At 62.9% G+C, this 22,370-nt stretch carries 23 protein-coding genes; 13 read left to right on the top strand and 10 right to left on the bottom strand.

The annotated features are described in order from the left end of the window. Positions 1-30: 30 nt before the first annotated feature. Positions 31-363: a heat shock protein HspQ gene (gene hspQ, locus NL528_RS23090; protein ID WP_309176756.1), complete on the bottom strand. Its 333-nt coding sequence runs from the start codon at positions 361-363 to the stop codon at positions 31-33. Positions 364-486: 123 nt separating this feature from the next. Between hspQ and NL528_RS23095 the strand changes: the two genes are divergently transcribed. Then, complete coding sequence (locus tag NL528_RS23095; protein ID WP_309176757.1) at positions 487-1,440, top strand: AEC family transporter; 954 nt, start codon at positions 487-489, stop codon at positions 1,438-1,440. Between the two features lie 14 nt (positions 1,441-1,454). On the opposite strand, the gene NL528_RS23100 is transcribed toward NL528_RS23095, so the two are convergent. Then, the gene (locus tag NL528_RS23100) at positions 1,455-2,645 is read right to left on the bottom strand and encodes a UbiH/UbiF family hydroxylase (RefSeq protein WP_309176758.1); all 1,191 of its coding nucleotides are present in this window, start codon (positions 2,643-2,645) and stop codon (positions 1,455-1,457) included. Between the two features lie 132 nt (positions 2,646-2,777). On the opposite strand from NL528_RS23100, the gene pcsA reads away from it, so the two are divergent. The 3 genes from pcsA (at position 2,778) to NL528_RS23115 (ending at position 5,384) form a co-directional block, all read left to right on the top strand. Continuing rightward, positions 2,778-3,512, top strand: coding sequence for a phosphatidylcholine synthase (pcsA, locus tag NL528_RS23105; protein WP_375143888.1), 735 nt, complete (start codon positions 2,778-2,780; stop codon positions 3,510-3,512). Then, a complete protein-coding gene (locus NL528_RS23110; protein WP_309176760.1) occupies positions 3,509-4,237 on the top strand; it encodes a TerC family protein in 729 nt (242 codons plus the stop codon). The genes pcsA and NL528_RS23110 overlap by 4 nt, the downstream gene beginning before the upstream one ends. Before the next feature lie 172 nt (positions 4,238-4,409). After that, entirely contained in the window at positions 4,410-5,384 is a 975-nt protein-coding gene (locus NL528_RS23115) for a quinone oxidoreductase (RefSeq protein ID WP_309176761.1), read from the top strand. Positions 5,385-5,487: 103 nt separating this feature from the next. On the opposite strand, the gene NL528_RS23120 is transcribed toward NL528_RS23115, so the two are convergent. Both NL528_RS23120 and rimO read right to left on the bottom strand, forming a co-directional pair. Beyond that, a complete protein-coding gene (locus NL528_RS23120; protein ID WP_309176762.1) occupies positions 5,488-6,684 on the bottom strand; it encodes an acetylornithine transaminase in 1,197 nt (398 codons plus the stop codon). A 230-nt stretch (positions 6,685-6,914) separates the two neighbouring features. Beyond that, on the bottom strand, positions 6,915-8,240 hold the full coding sequence (rimO, locus tag NL528_RS23125; RefSeq protein ID WP_309176763.1) for a 30S ribosomal protein S12 methylthiotransferase RimO: 1,326 nt from the start codon (positions 8,238-8,240) through the stop codon (positions 6,915-6,917). 113 nt (positions 8,241-8,353) lie between these two features. On the opposite strand from rimO, the gene NL528_RS23130 reads away from it, so the two are divergent. The 5 genes from NL528_RS23130 (at position 8,354) to NL528_RS23150 (ending at position 14,246) form a co-directional block, all read left to right on the top strand. Continuing rightward, positions 8,354-8,944, top strand: a complete 591-nt coding sequence (locus NL528_RS23130) for an ANTAR domain-containing protein (protein ID WP_309176764.1) — start codon at positions 8,354-8,356, stop codon at positions 8,942-8,944. After that, complete coding sequence (locus NL528_RS23135) at positions 8,941-10,107, top strand: CmpA/NrtA family ABC transporter substrate-binding protein (RefSeq protein WP_309176765.1); 1,167 nt, start codon at positions 8,941-8,943, stop codon at positions 10,105-10,107. Before NL528_RS23130 ends, NL528_RS23135 begins: the two co-directional genes overlap by 4 nt. 352 nt (positions 10,108-10,459) lie before the next feature. Then, complete coding sequence (locus NL528_RS23140; RefSeq protein ID WP_309176766.1) at positions 10,460-12,244, top strand: NirA family protein; 1,785 nt, start codon at positions 10,460-10,462, stop codon at positions 12,242-12,244. Continuing rightward, positions 12,241-13,836, top strand: coding sequence for a sulfite reductase subunit alpha (locus NL528_RS23145; protein WP_309176767.1), 1,596 nt, complete (start codon positions 12,241-12,243; stop codon positions 13,834-13,836). Before NL528_RS23140 ends, NL528_RS23145 begins: the two co-directional genes overlap by 4 nt. Positions 13,837-14,093: 257 nt before the next feature. Beyond that, a complete protein-coding gene (locus NL528_RS23150; protein WP_309176768.1) occupies positions 14,094-14,246 on the top strand; it encodes a hypothetical protein in 153 nt (50 codons plus the stop codon). Positions 14,247-14,371: 125 nt separating this feature from the next. On the opposite strand, the gene NL528_RS23155 is transcribed toward NL528_RS23150, so the two are convergent. The 3 genes from NL528_RS23155 to pxpB are packed head-to-tail and all read right to left on the bottom strand — an operon-like array spanning position 14,372 to position 16,977. After that, positions 14,372-15,142 (bottom strand): 5-oxoprolinase subunit PxpA, encoded by a 771-nt coding sequence (locus NL528_RS23155; RefSeq protein ID WP_309176769.1) that lies wholly within the window; start codon positions 15,140-15,142, stop codon positions 14,372-14,374. Between the two features lie 51 nt (positions 15,143-15,193). Further along, on the bottom strand, positions 15,194-16,249 hold the full coding sequence (locus tag NL528_RS23160; protein WP_309176771.1) for a biotin-dependent carboxyltransferase family protein: 1,056 nt from the start codon (positions 16,247-16,249) through the stop codon (positions 15,194-15,196). After that, positions 16,246-16,977 (bottom strand): 5-oxoprolinase subunit PxpB, encoded by a 732-nt coding sequence (pxpB, locus tag NL528_RS23165; protein WP_309176772.1) that lies wholly within the window; start codon positions 16,975-16,977, stop codon positions 16,246-16,248. The genes NL528_RS23160 and pxpB overlap by 4 nt, the downstream gene beginning before the upstream one ends. A gap of 210 nt (positions 16,978-17,187) precedes the next feature. Here pxpB and NL528_RS23170 point away from each other — a divergent pair, with 210 nt between their 5' ends. The 3 genes from NL528_RS23170 to NL528_RS23180 all read left to right on the top strand — a co-directional run bounded on the left by NL528_RS23170 (position 17,188) and on the right by NL528_RS23180 (position 19,298). After that, positions 17,188-17,886 carry a ribonuclease activity regulator RraA gene (locus NL528_RS23170; protein WP_309176773.1) on the top strand — a complete coding sequence of 233 codons (699 nt, stop codon included), beginning with the start codon at positions 17,188-17,190 and terminating at the stop codon, positions 17,884-17,886. A gap of 23 nt (positions 17,887-17,909) precedes the next feature. Continuing rightward, on the top strand, positions 17,910-18,314 hold the full coding sequence (locus NL528_RS23175; RefSeq protein ID WP_309176774.1) for a cupin domain-containing protein: 405 nt from the start codon (positions 17,910-17,912) through the stop codon (positions 18,312-18,314). A gap of 213 nt (positions 18,315-18,527) precedes the next feature. Further along, entirely contained in the window at positions 18,528-19,298 is a 771-nt protein-coding gene (locus NL528_RS23180) for an FkbM family methyltransferase (protein ID WP_309176775.1), read from the top strand. Positions 19,299-19,477: 179 nt separating this feature from the next. On the opposite strand, the gene NL528_RS23185 is transcribed toward NL528_RS23180, so the two are convergent. Both NL528_RS23185 and NL528_RS23190 read right to left on the bottom strand, forming a co-directional pair. Then, a complete protein-coding gene (locus NL528_RS23185; RefSeq protein WP_309176776.1) occupies positions 19,478-20,302 on the bottom strand; it encodes a DUF2147 domain-containing protein in 825 nt (274 codons plus the stop codon). Between the two features lie 193 nt (positions 20,303-20,495). Then, positions 20,496-21,278, bottom strand: coding sequence for a transporter substrate-binding domain-containing protein (locus tag NL528_RS23190; protein ID WP_309176777.1), 783 nt, complete (start codon positions 21,276-21,278; stop codon positions 20,496-20,498). 98 nt (positions 21,279-21,376) lie between these two features. Between NL528_RS23190 and NL528_RS23195 the strand changes: the two genes are divergently transcribed. Continuing rightward, positions 21,377-21,889: a DUF1993 domain-containing protein gene (locus NL528_RS23195; RefSeq protein ID WP_309176778.1), complete on the top strand. Its 513-nt coding sequence runs from the start codon at positions 21,377-21,379 to the stop codon at positions 21,887-21,889. Between the two features lie 34 nt (positions 21,890-21,923). On the opposite strand, the gene NL528_RS23200 is transcribed toward NL528_RS23195, so the two are convergent. Further along, positions 21,924-22,325 carry a hypothetical protein gene (locus NL528_RS23200; RefSeq protein ID WP_309176779.1) on the bottom strand — a complete coding sequence of 134 codons (402 nt, stop codon included), beginning with the start codon at positions 22,323-22,325 and terminating at the stop codon, positions 21,924-21,926. Positions 22,326-22,370: the final 45 nt, after the last annotated feature.

Below are 22,370 nucleotides of genomic sequence, written 5' to 3' on the forward strand. Positions count from 1 at the left end.
CAGGGAAAGTGTCGCCCGGATGGAGCCAAATCAGTTCAATGACGGATTGCGTGGCCGGTAGCCGCCCGATTTATCCTTCACAAAAATCTCGGCGACCTGGGAATGCCGGATCGGCTCGCCGGAATCGTCGGGCAGCAGATTCTGTTCGGAGACGTAGGCGACGTATTCCGATTCCGAATTCTCCGCGAGCAGATGATAGAACGGCTGATCCTTGTGCGGCCGGACATCCTCGGGGATCGACAACCACCATTCCTCGGTATTGTTGAATTCCGGATCGATGTCGAAAATCACGCCCCGGAACGAAAACACCCGGTGGCGGACGATCTGACCGATCTGAAATTTGGCGGTGCGCGCTCTAATCATGCCTCGTCAAATAGACCATGATTGTGGCCGATGCTAGGGGCAAAAGGTCGATTTAACCCTCCGCTCTGGCCATCGCATCTGGCGCCACAGCCAAGAAAACGCTGAAGAAAAGACGATTTCCGCATGGCTGACATTCTCAATCTGGCGCTGCCCTATTTCGGCTTGATCTTCATCGGTTTTGCCTGCGGGAAGGCCAAAGGGCTGCCTGAATCGGGCCTCGCCTGGATGAACTTCTTCCTGCTCTATGTTTCGCTGCCGGCGCTCCTGTTCGGCATCATGTCGAAGACCCCGTTCGCGGAACTCAACAACCCGCCATTCCTGATCGCGACCACGCTCGGAACCATGAGCGCCTTCGTGCTGGCCATGGTCGTGGGCCGGGTCGTTGGAGAACTGTCGCTGCGCAAGGCCACCATCGCAGGGCTTTCGGGCGCCTACGGCAATATCGGCTATATGGGCCCGGGCCTGGCGCTGGCCGTGCTCGGTGCCAAGGCGGCGGCGCCGACCGCGCTGATTTTCTGCTGCGACAGCATCTTCCTGTTTTCGATCGTGCCGCTGCTGATCGAGTTGACCAACCGCGAGCATCCCTCGCTGTTGCACGCATTCGGCGTCGTGGCGCGGCAGATTGCGCTCAATCCGCTGATCATGTCGGCCTGCGCCGGCGCGCTGGCTGCGGCGCTGCACCTTCAATTTCCGGTTGCGATCGACAAAACGCTGTTGTTTCTGCAAAACGCCGCGGCGCCGACGGCGCTGTTCGTGCTCGGCGTCACGGTGGCGCTGCGCCCGTTCAATTACGTGCCCTGGGAAGTGCCCGGCGTGATCGCGATCAAGCTGCTGCTCCATCCGCTCGTTGTGTTCGGACTGATGCTGCTGCTCGGTCCGTTCCCGCAACCTTGGGCGGCGACCGCCGTCCTGATGGCCTCATTGCCGCCGGCGCTGAACGTGTTCGTGATCGCCCGGCAGAACGAGACCTGGGTCGAGCCGGCGTCGGTCGCCGTGCTGATCGGGACGTTTGCGTCCGTCGTCACGCTGACCAGCGTGATGTGGTTCATTCAGAGCGGACGGCTGATGTTTCCTTGAGAACCGCCGAATATCTAGCTGACGCGCCGCCATGACGGCGCAAGCCCCTCGCGCATGGCAAGCCGCCGCAGCGGGCCGATCGAGCCGATCAGGTGCAGGCCTGCGGCGCGCAGCGATTGTATGGGAAGGAAATCGCTGAGCAAGGAGCGGTTGGCAATATCGATCGTAAACGTCCGGCTCAACACATCGGTCCGGCGGGCGGACTGGTAGCGCGCCAGCACCTGCGGCGAACCGGGATCCTCTCCGATAGACATCGCCTGGCCCACGATATCGGCGATGTCGGCGGCGTCGCGCAGTCCCATGTTCAGGCCCTGCGCGCCGATCGGCGGCAGCACATGGGCGGATTCACCGACCAGCGCGACGCGATCTTTTGCGAATTGCCGGGGGCTCTCGATCGCAAGCGGAAAGACATTCCGCCCGGGCTCGACCTGAACCCGGCCGAGAATGGAATGCGATTGCTTCTCGGCGGCGTCAGATAATTCGTCGTCGCCGAGCGCCATCAGCCGTTCGGCTTGCTTCGGCGCCGAAACCCAAACCACGCTGCAGCGGTTGCCAGGCAGCGGCACGAACACGCACGGTCCGTGCGGCGTGTGAAACTCGGTCGATATGTTCTTGTGCGGGTGGGTATGACCGATATTGAAGGTCAGCGCCGACTGATGGAGGTCGCGGCGCTTGACCGCGATACCGGCGGCCTCGCGGGACAGCGACTGCCGCCCGTCCGCACCGATCACAAGCCGCGCGGCGAGCGATTCTCCCCGGCCGGTCCGGATTGAAACATCGGCGTGTTCCGGATGGATGGTTTCCGCCTCGTCGTCAAACCGCGTCAGGCCGGAGAGTTCGGCCGCGCGCTGTTCCAGTGCTGCCATCAGTGAGCGGTTGTCGATGTTAAAGCCGAACTGATCGAGGTCGATTTCATCGGAGGAAAACCGCACCTCCGGTGCACGGATCAGCCGGCCGGTGTCGTCGACGAGGCGCATGGTCTGCAACGCCGCGGCTTGATCCTTGCAGCGCCGCCAGACGTCCAGGCGTTCGAGCAGGTCGGTGGAGGCGCCGAGCAGTGCGGTGGTGCGATTGTCGGCATAGGGCGCGCGGCGGGCGAGCAGGGCGGTTTTCGCCCCGGTCTCCGCCAGCGCAATGGCGGCGGTCAGTCCGGCCGGCCCGCCGCCAATCACGGCTGTGTCATAAACTTGCGGTGCATCGGTCATATCGGGACAATTGACGTTCCCGGCGCCATTTTCAAGCCATTAACCGGCGGATTATTTTCACCGGTTTACGCGGCGGAAAGTCGCAAGCGCGGATATGCTAATCGGACCGATTCCTGATAGCACTGCCCGGGCATGGACCAGACCAGCCAGCCAGTTTCATCCCCAGCGTCGCACGGAATGCGCGCGGCGGCTTTCTCCGTGCACATCTTCACGGCGATGGGAGCTGGCGTTGCGCTGCTCGCGATGCTGGAAGCCGTGCGCGAGCACTGGGCCAGCATGTTCGGCTGGCTCGGCGTGGCGCTGGTGATCGATGCGATCGACGGCCCGATCGCGCGGAAGCTGGATGTCAAGCGGCTGCAGCCGGACTGGTCAGGGGATGTGCTCGACCTCGTCGTCGACTTCGTCACCTACGTTTTCGTCCCCGCCTACGCGATCACCGCGAGCGGACTATTGCTGCCGCTGGCGGCGCCGCTATTGGGCATCGGCATCGTGGTGTCGAGCGCGCTCTATTTCGCCGATCGCCGCATGAAGGCCGCGGACAATCATTTTCGCGGATTTCCGGCGCTGTGGAACGCGGTGGCATTTTATCTGTTTTTGCTGCAGTTCCGGCCGTCGATTTCCAGCCTCGCCATCGCCATTCTGATCGTGCTGACATTCGTGCCGGTTCACGTGCTGCATCCGATCCGCGTGGTGCGCCTGCGCTGGCTGACCTTGTTGTTGCTGGCCGCCTGGGCCGTGCTTGCGATCTACACGCTGGCCCGCGATTTCGATGTCGGCGCCCCCATCGTCGCCGGGCTCTGCGCCATCGCCGCCTATATGGTCGGCAGCGATGCGGTCATCCGGCAAATAAAATCGTTGCGGGTATGATGGAATTATTCACCAGCGCGGAAGCCTGGGCGGCGCTGCTGACCCTGACGGCGCTCGAAATCGTGCTCGGGATCGACAACGTCATCTTCCTGTCGGTGATCGTCTCGCGCATTCCGCCGGCGCAGGCCAAGCGGGCGCGCCAGATCGGTCTCTTTCTGGCGCTGGTATTCCGCATCATCCTGCTCACCCTGCTGGTATGGCTGATCGGGCTGACCGAGCCGGTCATCACCGTGAAAAGCATTGTGCTGTCATGGCGCGACATCATCCTGATCGGCGGCGGCCTGTTCCTGATCGCGAAGGCGACCCACGAAATTCATGCCGAGGTCGAAGCGCAAGAGGTGGAGTCCGATGCAGCGCCGAGAGCCAGCGCATTCTTCTGGGTGATCGTCCAGATCATCGTCATCGACATGGTGTTCTCGCTGGATTCGATCATCACCGCGATCGGCATGTCGCAGCAGCTCGAAATCATGATCGCGGCCGTCGTGATCGCCTGCGTCATCATGTACGCCTCATCGGGACCGGTCGCGCGATTTGTGGCGGATCATCCGACCACAAAAATGCTGGCGCTGGCATTTTTGGTGCTGATCGGCGTCGCGCTGGTGGCGGACGGATTCAAATTCCACATCCCGCGCGGCTACATCTATTTTGCCATTGCGTTTTCGGCCGCGGTGGAGCTGTTCAACGTGCTCGCCAGGCGCAACCGCAAAAGGGCCGTCAGATCGTGATCCGATTGAATCGGATCACGATCTTTCTCCTTGTTTGAGCATGATCTGATCGGAAAAACCGGTTCCCACTTTTCCGGATCATGCTTTAGCCGGTTTCAGCCACTCAGTTGACAACCCGGTGGCGATGGCTTTCGGTTCGGGATTCGCGGGAATACCAAGGGAGAAACCTGTCATGACCAAGGCCGTGCGCGTGCACAAGGTGGGGGGCCCGGAAGCCCTGGTTTATGAGGACGTTGACGTGGCCGCACCTGGACCCGGCGAGGTTCGCATCCGCCAGCACGCCGTCGGTCTCAACTTCATCGATGTGTATTTCCGCACCGGCCTCTACAAGGCGCCAGGCTTGCCGTTCATCGCCGGCAACGAGGCCGCGGGCGAGGTTGTCGCGGTCGGGCCGGGCGTCACCAATTTCCATCCCGGCGATCGCGTCGCCTATTATTTCAATCTCGGCGGCTATGCGAGCGAACGCGTCATCCCCGCGGACAAGCTGGTCAAGCTGCCCGACCACATCACCTACGAGCAGGGCGCAGTGCTGATGCTCAAGGGGCTGACGGTCTGGTATCTCCTGCACAAGACCTTCAAGGTCGAGCCCGGACATCGCGTGCTGATCCACGCCGCCGCCGGCGGCATCGGGTTGCTCGCCAGTCAATGGGCCAAAGCACTCGGCGCGCATGTCATCGGCACCGTCGGCACCAAGGCGAAAGCCGACCTCGCGCTCGCCAATGGCTGCGACCACGTCATTCTGTACAATGAGGAAGACTTTGTCGCGCGGGTGAAGCAGATCAGCCGCAACGAACTCTGCGACGTGGTTTATGACGGCGTCGGCAAGACCACGTTCCCGGGCTCGCTGTCGTGCCTGCGGCCGCGCGGCCTGTTCGTGAGTTTTGGCAACGCCTCCGGCCCGGTGCCGCCGTTCGCGCTCGCCGAGCTCAACAATCACGGTTCGCTGTTTGCGACCCGGCCAAAGCTCAACGATTACGTCGGCACCCGCCACGAACTGCTCGAAGGCGCCGACACGCTGTTTGCCGCCGTCATCAACGGCAAGCTGCACGTGCCGATCAACCACGCCTACGCACTGAAGGATGCCGCCAAGGCGCATATCGAGCTTGAGAGCAGGGCGACGACGGGCGCGGCAATTCTGCGGCCGTAATTCCCCAGCGTCATTCCGGGGCGATGCGCAGCATCGAACCCGGAATCTCGAGATTCCGGGTCTGGTGCTTACGCACCATCCCGGAATGACGCCGACCAAGAACCTACGCCACGCGCCTGGCCGCACCTGCCTTGGTGAGTATGGCATCAAGGCATTCGACCATCTCCGCGATCTCGTCCCGCGTGACATTGAGCGCCGGCATGAAGCGTAGCGCGTCCGGCTGCGGCGAATTGAGCAATACGCCGTCGGCGAAAGCCTGCGCCACGATCGACGCGCCGATCGGCAGTTTGAGATCGAGCGCCAGCAGCAGGCCCCGGCCGCGAACTTCGCCGAGACCGTGCCGCGCCGACAGCCGCTGCAACTCGCTTTCCAGGAACAGGCCGGCATCGACTGCCGATTTCAGGAATTCCGGTTTGCTGACGTGATCGAGAACCGCGAGCCCCGCGGCACACATCAACGGATTGCCGTTGAACGTGCCACCCTGGTCGCCGTGCTCGAAGCACGAAGCATGTTCGGTCGCCATCAATGCTGCGAGCGGCACGCCGCCGCCGATGCCTTTGCCGAGCGTCATGATGTCGGGCTCGATGCCGGCATGCTCGTAATGGAACAGCTTTCCGGTGCGGCCCATGCCGGTCTGGATCTCGTCGACGATCAGCAGCAGGCCGTGCTCCCTGGTCAGCGCCCGCAATTCCTTCAGGAATTGATCGGTCGCGGGCCAGACGCCGGCTTCGCCCTGGATCGGCTCCAGCATCACGGCAACCGTCTTGTCGGAGATCAGCCGCTTGACGGAATCGAGATCGTTGAGCTGCGCTTTGGGAAAGCCCGTCACCTTGGGCTCGAACAATGGCTCAAAAGCTTTCTTGCCCGATGCCGACATGGTCGCGAGCGTGCGGCCGTGGAAGCCGCCGACGAAGGTGATGATCTCGTGCGCGCCGCCTCTGTGCAGCACGCCGTATTTGCGCGCGAGCTTGATCGCGCCCTCATTGGCTTCGGCGCCGGAATTCGCAAAGAACACCTGGTCGAAGCAACTGTTTGCGACCAGCGCTTTTGCCAGTTTCAAACTCGGGCCGTTGTAGAACGCGGGACTCGGCGTCAGCAGCAGCTTTGCCTGCGCCGCGAGCGCGTCGGCGACGACGGCGGGCGAATGGCCGAGGCAATTGACCGCCCAGCCCTGCATGAAATCGAGATAGCGCTTGCCTTTGTCGTCCCACAGATAGGCGCCTTCGCCCTTGACGAAGACGGTCTGCGGGCGGGCGGTGATGTTCATCAGCGCATGATACGGATGGGTGGCGTTGGTCATGTCGAACTCCTGCAGTTGGGTGGGAAGGCCGGCCGAAACGCAAGAAGGCCGCACTTTTTGGGTGCGGCCTTCTCGAAAACGTTGCTGAACTAGCTAATCAGCGTTGTCGTCGGACACGGCGCAACCCATCATCGTCGCAGGAGCGACGGCGGAAAGAGGCGCGGCGGTTGGTCCGGTTCTAGATCATGGCGCAGGGCCATACAGCCTGATAGCAGGCGGTGTCAAGCACGTTAGAAGCCCGCGATGCTGCCGTGGAGGTCGTATTGATCTGCGCGCTCGATCTTGGCGGTGACGATTTCGCCGACACGCAAGGTACGCCGGCTCGACAGATAGACCGCGCCGTCGATCTCGGGCGCGTCGGCCTTGGAGCGGCCCTTCGAGACGGTGGGGCCGACTTCGTCGATGATGATCTGCTGCCGCGTGCCGACCTTGCGCTTTAAGCGCCGCGCCGAAATCTTCTGCTGACGGGCCATCAGCGCATCCCAGCGCTCCTGCTTGACCTCCTGTGGCACAGCATTGCCGATGGCATTCGATGCAGCGCCCGCGACCGGCTCATATTTGAAGCAACCGAGGCGATCGATCTCGGCCTCCTCGAGCCAGTCGAGCAAATACGCAAAGTCGGAATCGGTCTCGCCGGGGAAGCCGACGATGAAGGTCGAGCGCAGCGTCAAATCAGGGCATTGCTCGCGCCACTTCTGGATCCGCGCCAGCGTCTTCTCCTGCGCGGCGGGGCGCTTCATGGCCTTGAGGATTTCCGGGCTCGCATGCTGGAAGGGGATATCGAGATAGGGCAGCACCTTGCCGTCGGTCATCAGGCCGATGACTTCGTCGACATGCGGGTAGGGGTAGACATATTGCAGCCGGACCCAGGCGCCGAGTTCACCGAGCTCTTTTGCCAGATCGAAAAATTTCGCGCGGACCTCGCGATCCTTCCACGGGCTCTCGGCATATTTCAGGTCGACGCCATAGGCCGAGGTGTCCTGCGAGATGACGAGCAATTCCTTGACGCCGGCGGCAACCAGTTTTTCCGCCTCGCGCAACACGTCACCGGCCGGGCGCGAGACCAGATCGCCGCGCAATTTCGGAATGATGCAGAAGCTGCAGCGGTTGTTGCAGCCTTCGGAAATCTTCAAATAGGCGTAGTGCCGCGGCGTCAGCTTGATGCCCTGCGGCGGCACCAGGTCGAGGTGCGGATTGTGGACCGGCGGCAGCGCGCGGTGCACCGCGTCCAGCACGCTCTCATATTGCTGCGGGCCGGTGATGGAGAGCACGCCGGGATAGGCCGCCTCGATCTGCTCGGGCTCCGCGCCCATGCAGCCGGTGACGATGACCCTGCCGTTCTCGGCCATTGCCTCGCCGATGGCGCCAAGCGATTCCTGCTTGGCGCTGTCGAGGAAGCCGCAGGTGTTGACGATGACGATATCGGCCCCGTCATGCTTGCGCGCCAGCTCATAGCCTTCCGCGCGCAGCCGCGTGATGATGCGCTCCGAATCCACCAGCGCCTTGGGGCATCCCAAGGAGACAAAGCTGACTTTCGGCGCTCCGGCCTGTTGCATATCTGGATCTGCCTGATTGATCCGCAGGAGCTAGTCCGAATTGCCCATAATTACAACCCTTTGCGCCGGCTATCGGCGTGCTATGGATGCGTTTGCCGGGTTGTGAGTGGTCGATGAGCGCTGAGTCGTCTCCTAAAATCGTCATAGTCGACGAAAGCCCGATCCGTGCCGCGATCCTGGAAGAGGGGTTGCGGGAGGCGGGTTTTACCGGCGTCGTCCATATCAGCGAAATGCAGAGCCTGCTGGCGCGGATCTATGCGCTCGACCCCGATATCATCCTGATCGACCTGGAAAACCCCAGCCGTGACGTGCTGGAACAAATGTTCCAGGTCAGCCGGGCCGTGCGCCGGCCGATCGCCATGTTCGTCGACCAGAGCGACGCGGCGTCGATCCAGGCTTCCGTCGATGCCGGCGTATCCGCCTATATCGTCGACGGGCTGAAGAAAGAACGCATCAAGCCGATCCTCGACCTCTGCGTCTCGCGCTTCAATGCGTTCGCAAAACTGCAGGACGAACTCGACCGGACCAAATCCGCGCTCGAGGAACGCAAGGTCATCGACCGCGCCAAGGGCATTTTGATGAACTTGAAAGGCCTCACCGAAGACGAGGCCTATGTGCTGATGCGCTCGACTGCGATGCGCGAGAAAAAGAAGATCGGCGAGATCGCCCAGTCGATCCTGACCGCGGCGGAGTTGCTGAAATGACCGGACCGCTTCGCATTGGTTTCATTCCGCTGGTCGATGCCGCGGCCCTGATCGTCGCCGTCGACAAGGGCTTTACCGCGGCCGAAGGCCTCGATGTTTCGCTGGTGCGGGAAGTCTCGTGGTCGAATGTCCGCGACAAACTCAATATCGGCCTGTTCGACGCCGCGCATCTGCTGGCCCCGGTCGCGATCGCCTCCAGCCTCGGGCTCGGCCACGTCAAGGTGCCGATCGTGGCGCCGTTCAATCTCGGGCTCAATGGCAATGCCATCACGGTTTCGCCGGCGCTGCATGCCGCGATCATGGGCGAAATCGAGGGCGACCGCTTCGACCCGATGGCGACCGCGCTGGCGCTGGCCCGTGTCGTCGCCAAACGCCGCAACAGCGGTGCGGAGCCGCTGACCTTCGGCATGACGTTTCCGTTCTCGACCCATAATTATCAATTGCGGTTCTGGATGGCGGCCGGCGGTGTCGATCCCGACGAGGATGTCCGGCTGGTGGTGCTGCCGCCGCCTTACATGGTCGACAGTCTGGCCAGCGGGCACGTCGACGCGTTCTGCGTCGGCGCGCCCTGGAATTCGGTCGCGGTCGATCTCGGCGTCGGACACATCCTGCACTTCGTCACGGACATCCTGGTGAGCGCGGCCGAAAAGGTGCTGGCGGTCAGGCAGGACTGGTCGCAGAAATATCCGGATGTGGTGGCCGCGCTGGTGCGGGCGCATGTCCGCGCCGCCGAATTCATCGAGGAGCCGCAGAACCGCGCGGAGGTGGCGCGCATCCTCAGCGCACCGGAGCGGATCGGCGTTGATGCCGAGGTGATCCAGCGCACCCTCGATGGCCGTCTGAAGATTTCGCCCGACGGTGGCTTGCGCGAAAGTGGCCGCTATCTGCTGATCGGGCGCGAGGGCGCGGCGCGGCCCGATCCCGCGCAGGCCGCCTGGCTATATGCGCAGATGGTGCGGTGGGGACAGACCGCGATGAAACCGGACGCGCTCAAGACCGCCATGGGAGTGTTCAGGCCCGACCTGTATGACGCGGCTGTCGGGCATCAGGGGAAGGCGGCCGGTGCCTCCGCCGCCATCGGCGCGTTCGCCGGTCCGGCCTTCGATCCGGACGACATCGCCGGGCATTTGGCGGCATTCAGGATCGGCCATTGGACGCCCTGAACGCTACCCGTTGATGCAGTATTGGGCGTCTTCCCCATCTGGCTAATTTTTCGGCAATCTGCCTGAAAATAGTTGTGAAGCGCGGTTCAGGGCTCCAAGTTCGTTTCGCAACATATTGAAATATCAATATATTCTGTAGGACTCGCGCTGGCACGCAACTTGTATGTTGCAGTGCGGTCAGTCGTCGCAGATGTCAGCTGGCCCTACGTCCAAGATGGATTTCCGCAGCAACGAGGCTGGTCGGACCGTTTGCTGGAATCGAGCCCGGCGCTTGAAGCTGAGCTGATTTCAAGGCGGTCATCCCATTCCCGTTGCAGCCACCGAACGTGGCCGCAGGAGCTTCGTCGCCGCCATGAAAATCGAATCGCTCTCAGTCGACTTCACCGACGAGCAGAAACGCTATCTCGAAGGCTTTACCACGGGCTTGCAGATCAGCAGGGTCGGACGTGGCCTTGGCGGCAGCGCAGGCAAGGCAAGCACCGAACCGTCCGGACCTGAAGCCGCGCATATCAAGGCGCAGGACGAGATCACGGCATCGGGCAAAAAACTCGCGGATCAGGAAAAGTACAAGCGCGAAGAGCATCCGTTCGATGCCTATCCGCGGCTGAAGCAGCAGGCGCTCGACAATGCGCCGCCGTCGCCAGCGGACAATTTCCGCTGGCGCTATTACGGGCTGTTTTACGTGGCGCCGGCGCAGGATTCCTACATGTGCCGCTTACGGATTCCGAACGGCATCCTCAAGCATTGGCAATTCGCCGGCATGGCTGATCTGGCCGAGCGGCTGTGCGGGCCGTTTTGCCACGTCACCACCCGCGCCAATCTTCAGGTGCGCGAAATTCCGCCGAAGCACGCGGTGGCGCTGATCGAAGGCATTCAGGATCTCGGCCTGTGCTCGCGCGGTTCCGGCGCCGACAATATCCGCAACGTCACGGGCACGCCGACCGCCGGGATTGATCCGCAGGAGATTCTCGACACCCGCGAATATGCCCGCGAGTGGCACTACCACATCCTCAACGACCGCTCGCTGTATGGCTTGCCGCGCAAGTTCAACGTCGCCTTCGACGGCGCCGGCAAGATCGCGGTGCTGGAAGACACCAACGACATCGCGTTCTCCGCGGTCGAGGTGAAAGACGGCTTTGGCGTCGAGCCCGGAATCTGGTTCCGGTTGGGGATCGGCGGCATCACCGGTCACAGGGATTTTGCCAAATACACCGACATCATCGTCAAGCCGGCCGATGCCACCAAGGTGGCGGACACGATCGTCCGCGTGTTCATCGAACTCGGCGACCGCACCAACCGGCTCAAGGCGCGGCTGAAATATGTGATCGACAGCATGGGGATGGAGAAGTTCCTCATCCTGGTCGAGGAAAAGCTCGGTCATGCCTTCACGCGGGTACCGTCAGAAGCGCTGGCGCCGCGTCCGGCGTTCGATCGCATGGCGCATATCGGCGTGCACAAGCAAAAGCAGGAAGGGTTGAACTGGATCGGCGTCGCGTTGCCGCTCGGCAAGGTGACGTGCGAGCAGATGCGCGGGCTCGCCAGGATCGTCCAGGATCTCGGCGACGGCGATATCCGACTGACCGTCTGGCAGAACCTGCTGATCCCGGGCGTGCGGGACGAGAATATCGAACTTGCGATCGCTGCCATCAAGGCTATTGGATTGGCGGTCGAGGCTTCGCAAATCCGCGCCGGGCTGATCGCCTGCACCGGCAATGCCGGCTGCAAGTTCGCGGCATCCGACACCAAGCGCCATGCGGCCGAAATCGGCGACTGGTGCGAACCGCGAGTCAACATCGAGACGCCGCTCAACATCCATGTGACCGGCTGCCACCACTCCTGTGCGCAGCACTACATCAGCGATATCGGGCTGATCGCGGCCAAGGTTGATATTGGCGAAGATGCTGATCCCGTCGAAGGCTATCATCTGTTCGCGGGTGGCGGTTTTGGTCCCAACGCCGATGTCGGGCAGGAGGTCTATCACGACCTCAAGGCCGAGGATGCGCCGCAGACGGTCGAGCGACTGTTGAAGGCGTATCTTGCGCATCGCGCCTCGCCGGACGAAACCTTTCTGTCATTTGCCCGCCGCCATGACGGCGAAATGCTGCGCAAGCTCGCCGATGCAGAGGTGTCGTCATGAACCAGATTACGCCGCCACCGAAAATCGAGATCATCCCTTCGAGCGCGCCGTTCTCTGAGGCACAGCGCTCCTGGCTGAATGGCTTCTTTGCCGGCCTGTTGTCCGACGGTACGACGCCGTTGTCGGCCGAGCAGGGCGCTGCGGTGATGCAAGGTCCCGCCGGCGACGACGGCGAAGCGCCGTGGCACGACCAGACCATGCCGATCGCCGAGCGCATGAAGCTTGCCGAAGGCCGGCCGTTGCGCCGGCGCATGATGGCGGCGATGGCGCAGCAGGACTGCGGCCAGTGCGGCTACAATTGCAACGACTATTCCGACGCGATCGCAGCTAAGAGCGAGGCGCGGCTCAATCTCTGCGTCCCCGGCGGCAAGGAAACCGCGCGGATGCTCAAGGCGCTGAACGAGGAACTGGAAAAAGCGCCGGCCGCATCGTCATCGGTTGCGGCAGCTGCCGCTGTTGGGCCCACGGTCGTGGCGGAGCCGGGGCGTTCGCGCGACAATCCGGCGCCGGCAAAATTCATCGCGCGCCGTCTGCTCAACAAGGGCAAGTCGGAAAAGGAGACCTGGCACATCGATTTCGACCTCTCGGGCTGCGGCCTCGATTATGTCGTCGGCGATTCCTTCGGCATCTTTGCCCGCAACGATCTCGGCCATGTCGACCAGATCATCGCGCTGCTCGGCGCGTCGCATACCACTGATGTCCGTGGCAAGACGTTGCGCGCAGTCCTGCTCGACGATGTCTCGCTGGCGCCGGCCCCGGATTCGCTGTTCGAACTGATCTCCTACCTGACCGGCGGCGCGCAGCGCGAGAAGGCACGGGCGCTGGCGCAGGGCGAGGATCCCGACGGCGATGCCGCGACGCTGGACGTGATGGCGGTGCTGCAAAAATTCTCCAATGTGCGGCCGCACCCGGAAGCCTTTATCGAGGCGCTCGAACCATTGCAGCCGCGGCTTTATTCGATCTCGTCGTCGCACAATGCCACGCCTGGAAAGCTGTCGCTGACGGTCGATTGCGTGCGCTATGTCATCAACAGGCGCAAGCGGCTCGGGCTGGCTTCGACCTTCCTCGCCGAGCGCATCCAGCCTGGCGACGAGGTCAAGGTCTATGTGCAGAAGGCCCACGGCTTCGCGTTGCCGGACGATCCCAAGGTCCCGATCATCATGATCGGACCCGGCACCGGCATCGCACCGTTCCGCGCCTTCCTGCACGACCGCCGCGCCACCGGTGCGCCCGGCAAGAACTGGCTGTTCTTCGGTCATCAGCGCAGCGACTGCGATTTCTTCTATGCCGATGAACTCAACGTCATGAAGACCTCGGGCCTGCTGACGCGGTTGTCGCTGGCGTGGTCGCGCGACGGCGACAAGAAATTTTACGTGCAGGACCGCATGCGTGAACTCGGCCGCGAACTGTGGACATGGATGGCCGAAGGCGCCTACATCTACATCTGCGGCGACGCCAAGCGGATGGCCAAGGACGTCGAGCGCGCGCTGGTCGATATCGTCGCCCAGTTCGGCGCCCGCTCCACCGACGAGGCCATCGCCTTTGTTGCGGAACTCAAAAAGAAGGGCCGGTTCCAGCAGGACGTCTACTAAAGCGTTTTCAAGCGAAAGCCTGCCCGGACTTGATCCAAGGTGGGAACCGGCTCGCGTGAAGAAAACGCGTAAAACAAGAAGTCCGGGTTCCCATTCGCTCAAATCGGGCCGAATAAAATTCTCGCGGGAATCCGTGTGAGAGAATTTTTCACCTAAAACGGAGTCCGCCGAAGCATCGCATCGCTATTTCGCCGGTCATCTTGCGTCGCGCCACGAACGATATTCCATTATCGCAAATGGGGCGTTGGAGATCGACCATGCGCGAACTATCGGCGGAAGCCCGCCTGCACCTTTACGCGCGCTCCCTGTCCCGCCGGACCGGAACCGGAATCCACACCGCCGCGCTCTACAGCGCGCTCGCGCTCATCGCGGCCGTCGTATTCGGCACGCTGTCGGTTCACCCGTTCTGAAGAAAGCCTTCATCCTGAGGAGCGCGCTTTGCGCGCGTCTCGAAGGATGACGTATCATGCTGCGGCCCATCCTTCGAGACGCCGCGCCATTGCGCGGCTCCTCTGGATGAGGGCGGTGGGTGCGGCTAATGCGCCGTCTTGAACGGCGCCACCGCGATCCCTGCGTCCTTCAACGCCTGCCGCACGCCCCGGGCGATATCAACTGCGCCGGGCGTGTCGCCGTGAATGCAGACGGTATCGGTGCGCATCTTGATGATCTTGCCGGTCACCGAGACCACCGCGCCGTCCTGCACCATCCGCACCACGCGGTCCGCGATCTGCTTCGCATCATGCAACACCGCGCCCGGCTTCTTGCGCGACACCAGCGATCCCGTGTCTTCGTAGGCGCGATCGGCGAACACCTCGTGCACCATCGGCAAGTTGGCCGCTTCGCCGGCCTGCACCAGTTTTGAATTGGCGAGCACCACAAAGATCAAGTTTGGGTCGACTGCCCTAATGGCGCTGGCGATCGCTTTCGCCGTCATGTCGTCCTCGCAGGCAACGTTGGAGAGCGCGCCATGCGCCTTGACGTGGGTGACCTTGTGGCCGGCCGCGGTCGCGATCGCCTGCAGCGCGCCGATCTGGTAGGCGACCAGGTTCTCGATCTCCGACGATTTCATGCCGGGCACCGGCCGGCGGCCGAAACCGTGCAGGTCGCGGTAGCCGGGATGCGCGCCGACGCTGACGCCGCGCGCTTTCGCGAGCTCCACGGTGTGGCGCATGATGTCGGCGTCGCCGGCATGGAAACCGCAGGCGACGTTCACCGAGGTCGCAAGCTCGATCATGGCCGCGTCATTGCCCATTTCCCACGGGCCAAAGCTTTCGCCGAGATCGCAGTTGAGATCGATGGTTGTCATGATGATCGGTCCGCTTGTGAGTGAATCGTGTCGTTGAGTCCTGGGGATTGGTCAGTCCGGCCCCAATATGTCCGCTGGCGATACGACGTGCCACGTCCCGGCATCGACGGCACTGACGGCGTGGCCGGCGACATTGGCATCATGCAGCGCCTCGATGTTGAGATCAAAGCTTTCGATATCGCTCAGCCGGTCGGGCAGGGTGCGCAGCAATTCCCGGAATTTGCGCAACTCGGCATGCGCCTCGGTCATGCTGATCGCTTTGAAGCGAAACGCGCGGCCGGCGGGGATCTGCGCGAACCGACCGAGGTCGGCCGATATCACGGCCGCGATCTTTGGATAACCGCCGCTGGTGCCACGGTCCGGCATCAGCACGATGGGCTGGCCGTTGCCGGGGATCTGGATGCTGCCGTTGACGGTGCCGTCGGACACGATGTTGTGGCCGTCGGTATGCTGGATGACGGGCCCCTCGAGCCGGTAGCCCATGCGGTCGCTGGTCGCCGAGATCTTCCATTCGCTGTCGAGAAACAGCTTTTTTGTTTCGGCGGTGAATTCATCGTCCTGCGGTCCGAACACGATACGGATCGGCGCCTCCGACGTCGCCGGAAGGTCGATCCGTCGCTCGGCCATGCCGCTGGCGGGCGCGGTCTGCAACTCGTCACCGGCCTGCAGCGGGCGGGGGTACGGGCTGCCGAGCCCGGCGCGCGCGTTCACGGCCAGACTGCCGAACATCGGCTCGCCCTGCACGCCGCCTTCGATCGCGAGGTAGCTGAACGACCCGCCACGGGCAAAGCCGAGCGTCAATGTCTCGCCGTCGGCCAGCGTCATCGATGTATCCGAGGCAACCGCGCGTCCGGCGATGTCGGCATTGCGTGGCGCGCCCGATAGCGCGACGCGGACGGCGCCGCCGCGCGCCGTGAATTTAGCGCCGAACGGGCCGATTTCGACGGCTGCTAGAAACAGGTCGTTTCCAACCAGCGTATTCGCGGCCGCCAGCGCCAGGCGGTCGATTGCGCCGCCCGGGGTCAGGCCGTAGCGCTGGGCGCCGGGCCGTCCGCCGTCCTGCACCGAACTTGCCGGACCGATCGATGGGATGACGAGCTTGCTCATGACGCCATCAACTCGGCGACGAATTCGCCGGCTTCCGCGGCGCGATCCTGGTCCGCGAAGGTCTTGGCATCGACCGGCGTGAAGGTAATGGCATCGCCGGGCTCCAGCAGAAAAGTTGGTTCGCGGTGGAGCTGGTAGGTCCTCACCGCCGTCTGTCCCAACAGGTGCCAGCCGCTGGGGCCGGCCAGGCACTGCACGCCGGTTTGTACGCCGCCGATCGAGATCGTCCCGGCCGGCGTCAGCAGGCGCGGATTTTGCCGCCGCGGCATCTGCAGCGAGGGCGCCAGCCCGCTGAGGTACGACCAGCCCGGTGTAAAGCCGATCATGGCGACGCGGTAATCACCGGCGGTGTGTCGCGCCACGATGTCGTCAGGCGTGGTGTTGAGCGTTTTCGCAACGTCCTCGAGGTCGATGCCGTGCTCGCCGCCATAGACCACCGGGATACGCCAGCGCCGGGTTTTTGCCGCCGCGGGAACGGGCCGCTGCGCCAGCGCGAGAAGCTGCTCGCCGAGCTCGGCGAAACCGATCTGCACGGGATCGTAATGCACCAGCAGCGACCGATAGGTCGGCACGGTCTCGGTGACGCCGGTAACGGGCGCGCCAGCCATCGCCCGGTCGAGCGCCAGCACCCGCCGGTTGGCGTCATCGTCGATGTTGCGGCTGAATTCCACCGTGATGGCGCTGTCGCCGCTCGGCAAAAGGCGGGGTGGGCTTAAGGGTGCGGCCATGGCTCGTGACTCGTCCGAATATCACGCTCTAGCCTGTTTTGGGTCGCAGTGGAATTCGCTTCGTGCAAAAAGAACCAGCAACTTCAATAAATTAATCTGCATGCCAGCGATAAGATGTTGTGATCGCACCCCGCCAAGCAGGCCTTGACGCGATGGCCGCACCCCGCAAGATGCGCGCGCAATTCATTCCCACCGGAGCCAGCCTTCCAGATGTCCCTGCCCCCCGAAGCGATCGCGACGCTGTCGCGCGTGTCTACCGCCACCATCACCACGGTCCTGCTCAAGAAGGGCCTGCGAAACGTCTGGATGCGCGGCACCAAACCGCTGCGGCCCGGGCTGCCGCGGCTGGTGGGACCTGCTTTCACGCTGCGCTTCGTGCCCGCGCGCGAAGATCTGGCAACGCCGGAATCATGGTCGTCGCCGATTTCGACGCGCACCGCAATTGAGGCGATGCCCGCCGGCTGCATTGCCGTGGTCGATGCCATGGGCGTCAAGGATGCCGGCATCTTCGGCGACATTCTGTGCGCGCGCATGATGAAACGCGGCGTCGCGGCGCTGATCACTGACGGCGTCGTGCGCGACGTCGAAGGCGTATTGGGTACGGGCCTGCCGGTCTGGTGCGACGGTTTTGCCGCGCCGCCTTCGGTGGCGGGGCTGACCTTCGTGGGCTGGGGCGAACCGATCGGCTGCGGCGGCGTCGCGGTGTTTCCGAACGATATCGTCGTCGCCGACCAGGACGGCGCGGTGCTGATCCCGCAAGCATTCCTCGACCTCATTCTGGCCGAAGGCGCCGAGCAGGAGCGGATGGAAGCCTGGATCGTCAATGAAGTGAACAAGGGTGCGGTCTTGCCCGGCCTCTATCCCATGAACGCCGAGACCAAGGCGCGCTACGCGGCATCCAAGAAATAACATCAAAAAAGCGAGGTAACCCCATGGATATTCACGTCTCTGGCTCGCGGCCGACCCGCCGCGCGCCGCCGGAATACTTTACCGGCACTGTGCTGCAGGATCCGATCGTCGCAACCGCGGCGCCGGCACGGCTGGTCTCGAACCTGGTCGCCTTCGAGCCCGGCGCGAGGACGGCCTGGCACACGCATCCGCTCGGCCAGACGCTGTACGTGATCTCAGGCGTTGGACGGGTTCAGACCAAGGGTGGACCGATCCACGAGATCCGGCCCGGTGACGTGGTCTGGATTCCGCCGGGTGAGAAACATTGGCACGGCGCGTCGCCGACCAACGGCATGGCCCATATCGCGATGCAGGAGTCGCTGGACGGCAGTCACGTGACCTGGATGGAGCACGTGACCGACGCGGAATTTTCCGCAAAGCTTGGTTAGTGCATTTCGAGCGAAAGCCTGCCCCGGACCTGATCCGGGGTGGGTCCCGGCTCTGCGGAGCAGCGCAATAAGCGCTGCGTCGCGTCCGGGACACGCGAACCGGCCACCAGGACCGTCACCGGTCGATCGATGGCACGCTCTTCGCAATCCTCTGTCCTTGAGGACGCCGGCTGTCTCGCGATGACACAGCCTTTGCCCAAAAGGATACGACCGATGATCAGAGCGCTCGCGGCACGCAATTTATCGGCACGCCAGAAATCGAACATTCGCAACATCGCTTACCGGCTGGGCGGCTATGTCCGGCGGCCGGTCGAGGTTCTGGTGGAAGACGTCGTCCTGCAGGACAACGCGCGGACCTTTCTGCAAATCGGCGCCAATGACGGCTATCTCTCGGATCCGCTGAATTTGGCGATCTTCCGCCACAGGCTGACGGGCACATTCGTCGAGCCGCAGGCGAACTATTATCGCGAGCTGCAACGCACCTATCGCGACTTCCCGGGCATGGTGTTCCTGCAATACGCCGTGGCCGAGAACAACGGCGCCATGACCATGTACACGCTCGACTGCAGCAGCGGCCGGCTGCCCGGCTGGGCGCACGGCGTGGGCACGCTGTCACGCGAGCAGATCGAGAAATTCGGCGACCAGATCGCCAATATCGACGCCTATATCCGCGCCAGCGAAGTTCAGTGCGTCACGGTTGCCGATCTGCTCGATCGCGCCGCGCATCGCGACCCCGACATCATCGTGGTCGACGCGGAGGGATTTGACCACGTCATCCTTTCCCAATTCGACTTTGCAAAACTTTCGACCAAGCTCGTGATCTACGAAACCGAAAGCATGGCGGAAAAGGACGCCGCCGACCTCACGCAAAGACTGGAGGCAGGCGGGTTTGCCATTTTCGAGGCCGGACAGGACACTATTGCGCTGAAGCGCGATACCGAAACATTCCGGCGCAAAACCGCGGCAGACAGCAAAGCTGCATAGGTTTTTGATCGGGCAAAAATCCGCGCGGGGCCCGCTCTGATTCAATCAGAACCGAGGCCCTCTGGTTTTTGTTTTGACCCGTTTTCTACCGCAGATAAGTCTACGCAATCTGCGTAAACCATGCGAACCGGTATCCCACCCCGGATCAAGTCCGGGGCAGGCGTTCGCTCGAAAACGCTTTAGTTGACCCTTGTCCAGGTCTGGCCGCCACAGAACACGCCGCCAAAGGCGCAGCCCTGGACGCGCAGGGTGTCGGTGCCCTTCAGCGCGATGGTGGAATCATAGGTGCTGCCGGTGTTCGGATCGAGAATCCGGCCGCTCCATTTGTCCTTGCCGGGCTTCATGTTGATCAGAACCTGTTCGCCATTCTGGTTTGACCTCTTGTCGACGGAATATCCGCAGAGATTGGCGCCGCATTGTTCGATCCGGACCTTGCCTTCCTTCTCTTCCGTCAACCAGACGCCGAGCGGCGAATTCGCGGCTTGCGGAGCCGCCGGCGGCGGTGCGGGCGGTGGCGTCACCGCGGCAACGGCCGGCGCCGGTACGGGCTTTGGAGCAGCAGCGGGTTCCTGTTGAACTTGCGGCTCGGGTGCGCTGGCCGCAGGTGGAGATGGTGGCGGAACCACCGCGGTATCGGCCGGCGCAACGGTGGCGGTCGTGGTCGCGGGTTCGCTCGCCGGGGGAACGGGCGCGGGAGCGGCGACGGCCGGAGCGGGAGCGGGGGTCGTCTGCTCGGCCGGTGCGGGTGGCGGGACCACGGCTTCGGCCGGCGGCGCCTGCGGGTCGGTCTTCGCCTGCTGCGGCGCCTGTTTGCGCGGACGGTCGCTATCCTCGTTGCGCGAACGCTTCGAGCGCCGGCCGGAATTATCGTAGACGCCGGGAATCGAAACGGTGCCGCGATCGGGATCGACGCGAATGGTGCGACCGCCATATTCGAAGGTGTACTGGGCCTGCGCGGCGGTGCTCGCCAACAACAGTGCGGCGATAGCGAGAAGCTTCTTCATGATGACCTCCTGAGCAGGGAATCCCAGCGAGCGAAGCTATGCTTCAGCAGGGTCACGAAACGTGACCTGGATCACTTTCAAATCATGAGTCGTAGTGTAGCGGCTTTGGTTCAAAGGTGCCGGCGGCCAGTCTAGTTAGGGCCGGATGGGTGGTCAATTTCCGCTGCGTTTTGCGCCGTATTGTCCATGCGGATTATTCAAACCAGGCGGCATAGATCCGCTTGAAACTGCCATCTTCCATGGCGATGTGCAGCCACTGGTCGACGAAGGCCTTCAACGCGACATCGCGTTGCAGCCAGTAGGCCTTCTCGGCGAAGTCGAACGGTTTCTCCGGATGCACCGCGCAGAGCACGCCGGCATGCAGCTTCTGCTGGTACCGCGTCTCCGATGAGTCGGTCATCATCAGGTCGGCATTGCCCTTGGCGATCTCGTCGAAGATCGTGACGTTGTCGCCGAAAACCCTGATCTCGGCATTCTTCACGTTGGCCCGGGCGAACCGTTCGTTGGTGCCGCCGGGATTGACAATCACGCGCGTGCCTGACTTGTCGATATCGGCAATGGTCTGGTATTTGCCCGCATCGGCGCAGCGCGCGATCGGGGTCTTGCCCTCGCGCATGATCGGCGTGGAGAACATTCCCCTCTTCTGCCGGTCGAGCGTGATCGAGATCCCGCCCATCGCGATGTCGAAATTGTCGGCCTCAAAATCCTTCATCAGCTGCGGCCAGGCGGTCGGGACATATTCGACCTTGACGCCGAGCGCCTTGCTCAGCGCTTCGGCCATGTCGACGTCGAAGCCGCGGAATTTCGAATTGGTTTTGTCGAGATAGGTGAACGGCAGATAGTCACCGGTCATGCCGACGCGCAGCGTGCCGCGCTTGATGATGTCGTCGAGGCGGGAAGATGCCGCGGGCTGCTGGGCGTCGGCGGAAACCGTCACCAGGACAGCGATTGCCAAGCTCGCCAGAATTCGAAACATGGTGTCTTCTCCGCGGCCAAATCTGATGACATGCACTTGTGCAGGCGCAAGGATCTAGACCAGATGGCAGCCTGGAGCCAGCCGGAGAAGCCAGAATCGTGACCATCTCATTATACGAAGCGTCCGTGGGTGTTTTCGTGCCGTATCTTAGCAATCTGTCCGCGCTTCTGGACCATGGATCGGCTTATGCGAGCGCGCGCAACATCGATCCCGCGATCCTGCTCAACATGCGGCTCTACCCCAACATGTACAGCCTCCGTCAGCAGGTCGGGGAAGCCAACCGTCACGCGGTCATTGCCTGCGCGCTGTTGGCCGGCCGCGAACCTCACACTTTCGGGGATGCCGAGCCCGATATCATGGAGCTGAAATCGCGGATCGCCACTGCGATCGATTTCGTCCAGGCGATGCCGCGCAGCGCGATCGATGGCGCCGCGGACAAGGAGGTCGCGTTCAGGTTCAGGAACGGCGCGGAACGAAAATTCACCGGGCGATCGCTGCTGCTGACGTTCAGCGTGCCGCAGTTCTTTTTCCATGTCACGACGGCCTATGACATTCTGCGCCACGCCGGCGTCGATCTCGCAAAAAAGGATTTTCTGGGTCCGCCAAGATAAGTTTGACGACAGGCCTGAGAACGAGACTGAAGCGTTATATCTCGCCGCTGTCCTTGTGCACCAGATTGGCGGCGGCGCTGCGTCCGGTCATTTCGCTTTTCAGCTGCTCGAAGCGCAGCCGCGCGTCGCTTTCGCGATCGTCCACGAACTTGATCGCGGCCTCCTTCGTCATCGGCCCCGTCACGAGCGGGGTCGAATTCTCGCCGATCGTTTCGTCGACATAATATGCGCCATCATCCTCGCGCACCGTCCATTTGAACCGGATCGCGGCCATCGGTCCGGGACCGAGTTTGGAGTAACCGGCCGCCTCGACCGCGGGGGGCGGCGCAGGCTGCTCTTCAACCGCGACCTTGTCCGGCTCGCGGTGGGATTCGGGCTGGTCAAGGATGCTGGCAATGGCCGCAAGTGCATTATCGGTTGGGTCGCTCTGGCTCAAAATATTAGTCCCCGGAAATAGGGCGTGATTAACGGAAGCCGGGCT

Origin of the sequence: Bradyrhizobium sp. Ash2021 (assembly GCF_031202265.1) — a bacterium.
Taxonomy (GTDB): Bacteria; Pseudomonadota; Alphaproteobacteria; order Rhizobiales; family Xanthobacteraceae; genus Bradyrhizobium.

Coding starts and splice junctions, on each gene's coding strand:
- pxpB (WP_309176772.1), bottom strand. CDS start 16,977: ATGGCCGCACCCTTAAGCCCACCCCGCCTTTTGCCGAGCGGCGACAGC.
- NL528_RS23130 (WP_309176764.1), top strand. CDS start 8,354: ATGAGCGCTGAGTCGTCTCCTAAAATCGTCATAGTCGACGAAAGCCCG.
- NL528_RS23150 (WP_309176768.1), top strand. CDS start 14,094: ATGCGCGAACTATCGGCGGAAGCCCGCCTGCACCTTTACGCGCGCTCC.
- NL528_RS23175 (WP_309176774.1), top strand. CDS start 17,910: ATGGATATTCACGTCTCTGGCTCGCGGCCGACCCGCCGCGCGCCGCCG.
- rimO (WP_309176763.1), bottom strand. CDS start 8,240: ATGCAACAGGCCGGAGCGCCGAAAGTCAGCTTTGTCTCCTTGGGATGC.
- hspQ (WP_309176756.1), bottom strand. CDS start 363: ATGATTAGAGCGCGCACCGCCAAATTTCAGATCGGTCAGATCGTCCGC.
- NL528_RS23120 (WP_309176762.1), bottom strand. CDS start 6,684: ATGACCAACGCCACCCATCCGTATCATGCGCTGATGAACATCACCGCC.
- NL528_RS23170 (WP_309176773.1), top strand. CDS start 17,188: ATGTCCCTGCCCCCCGAAGCGATCGCGACGCTGTCGCGCGTGTCTACC.
- NL528_RS23140 (WP_309176766.1), top strand. CDS start 10,460: ATGAAAATCGAATCGCTCTCAGTCGACTTCACCGACGAGCAGAAACGC.
- pcsA (WP_375143888.1), top strand. CDS start 2,778: ATGGACCAGACCAGCCAGCCAGTTTCATCCCCAGCGTCGCACGGAATG.
- NL528_RS23100 (WP_309176758.1), bottom strand. CDS start 2,645: ATGACCGATGCACCGCAAGTTTATGACACAGCCGTGATTGGCGGCGGG.
- NL528_RS23185 (WP_309176776.1), bottom strand. CDS start 20,302: ATGAAGAAGCTTCTCGCTATCGCCGCACTGTTGTTGGCGAGCACCGCC.
- NL528_RS23155 (WP_309176769.1), bottom strand. CDS start 15,142: ATGACAACCATCGATCTCAACTGCGATCTCGGCGAAAGCTTTGGCCCG.
- NL528_RS23160 (WP_309176771.1), bottom strand. CDS start 16,249: ATGAGCAAGCTCGTCATCCCATCGATCGGTCCGGCAAGTTCGGTGCAG.
- NL528_RS23190 (WP_309176777.1), bottom strand. CDS start 21,278: ATGTTTCGAATTCTGGCGAGCTTGGCAATCGCTGTCCTGGTGACGGTT.
- NL528_RS23110 (WP_309176760.1), top strand. CDS start 3,509: ATGATGGAATTATTCACCAGCGCGGAAGCCTGGGCGGCGCTGCTGACC.
- NL528_RS23135 (WP_309176765.1), top strand. CDS start 8,941: ATGACCGGACCGCTTCGCATTGGTTTCATTCCGCTGGTCGATGCCGCG.
- NL528_RS23145 (WP_309176767.1), top strand. CDS start 12,241: ATGAACCAGATTACGCCGCCACCGAAAATCGAGATCATCCCTTCGAGC.
- NL528_RS23180 (WP_309176775.1), top strand. CDS start 18,528: ATGATCAGAGCGCTCGCGGCACGCAATTTATCGGCACGCCAGAAATCG.
- NL528_RS23115 (WP_309176761.1), top strand. CDS start 4,410: ATGACCAAGGCCGTGCGCGTGCACAAGGTGGGGGGCCCGGAAGCCCTG.
- NL528_RS23095 (WP_309176757.1), top strand. CDS start 487: ATGGCTGACATTCTCAATCTGGCGCTGCCCTATTTCGGCTTGATCTTC.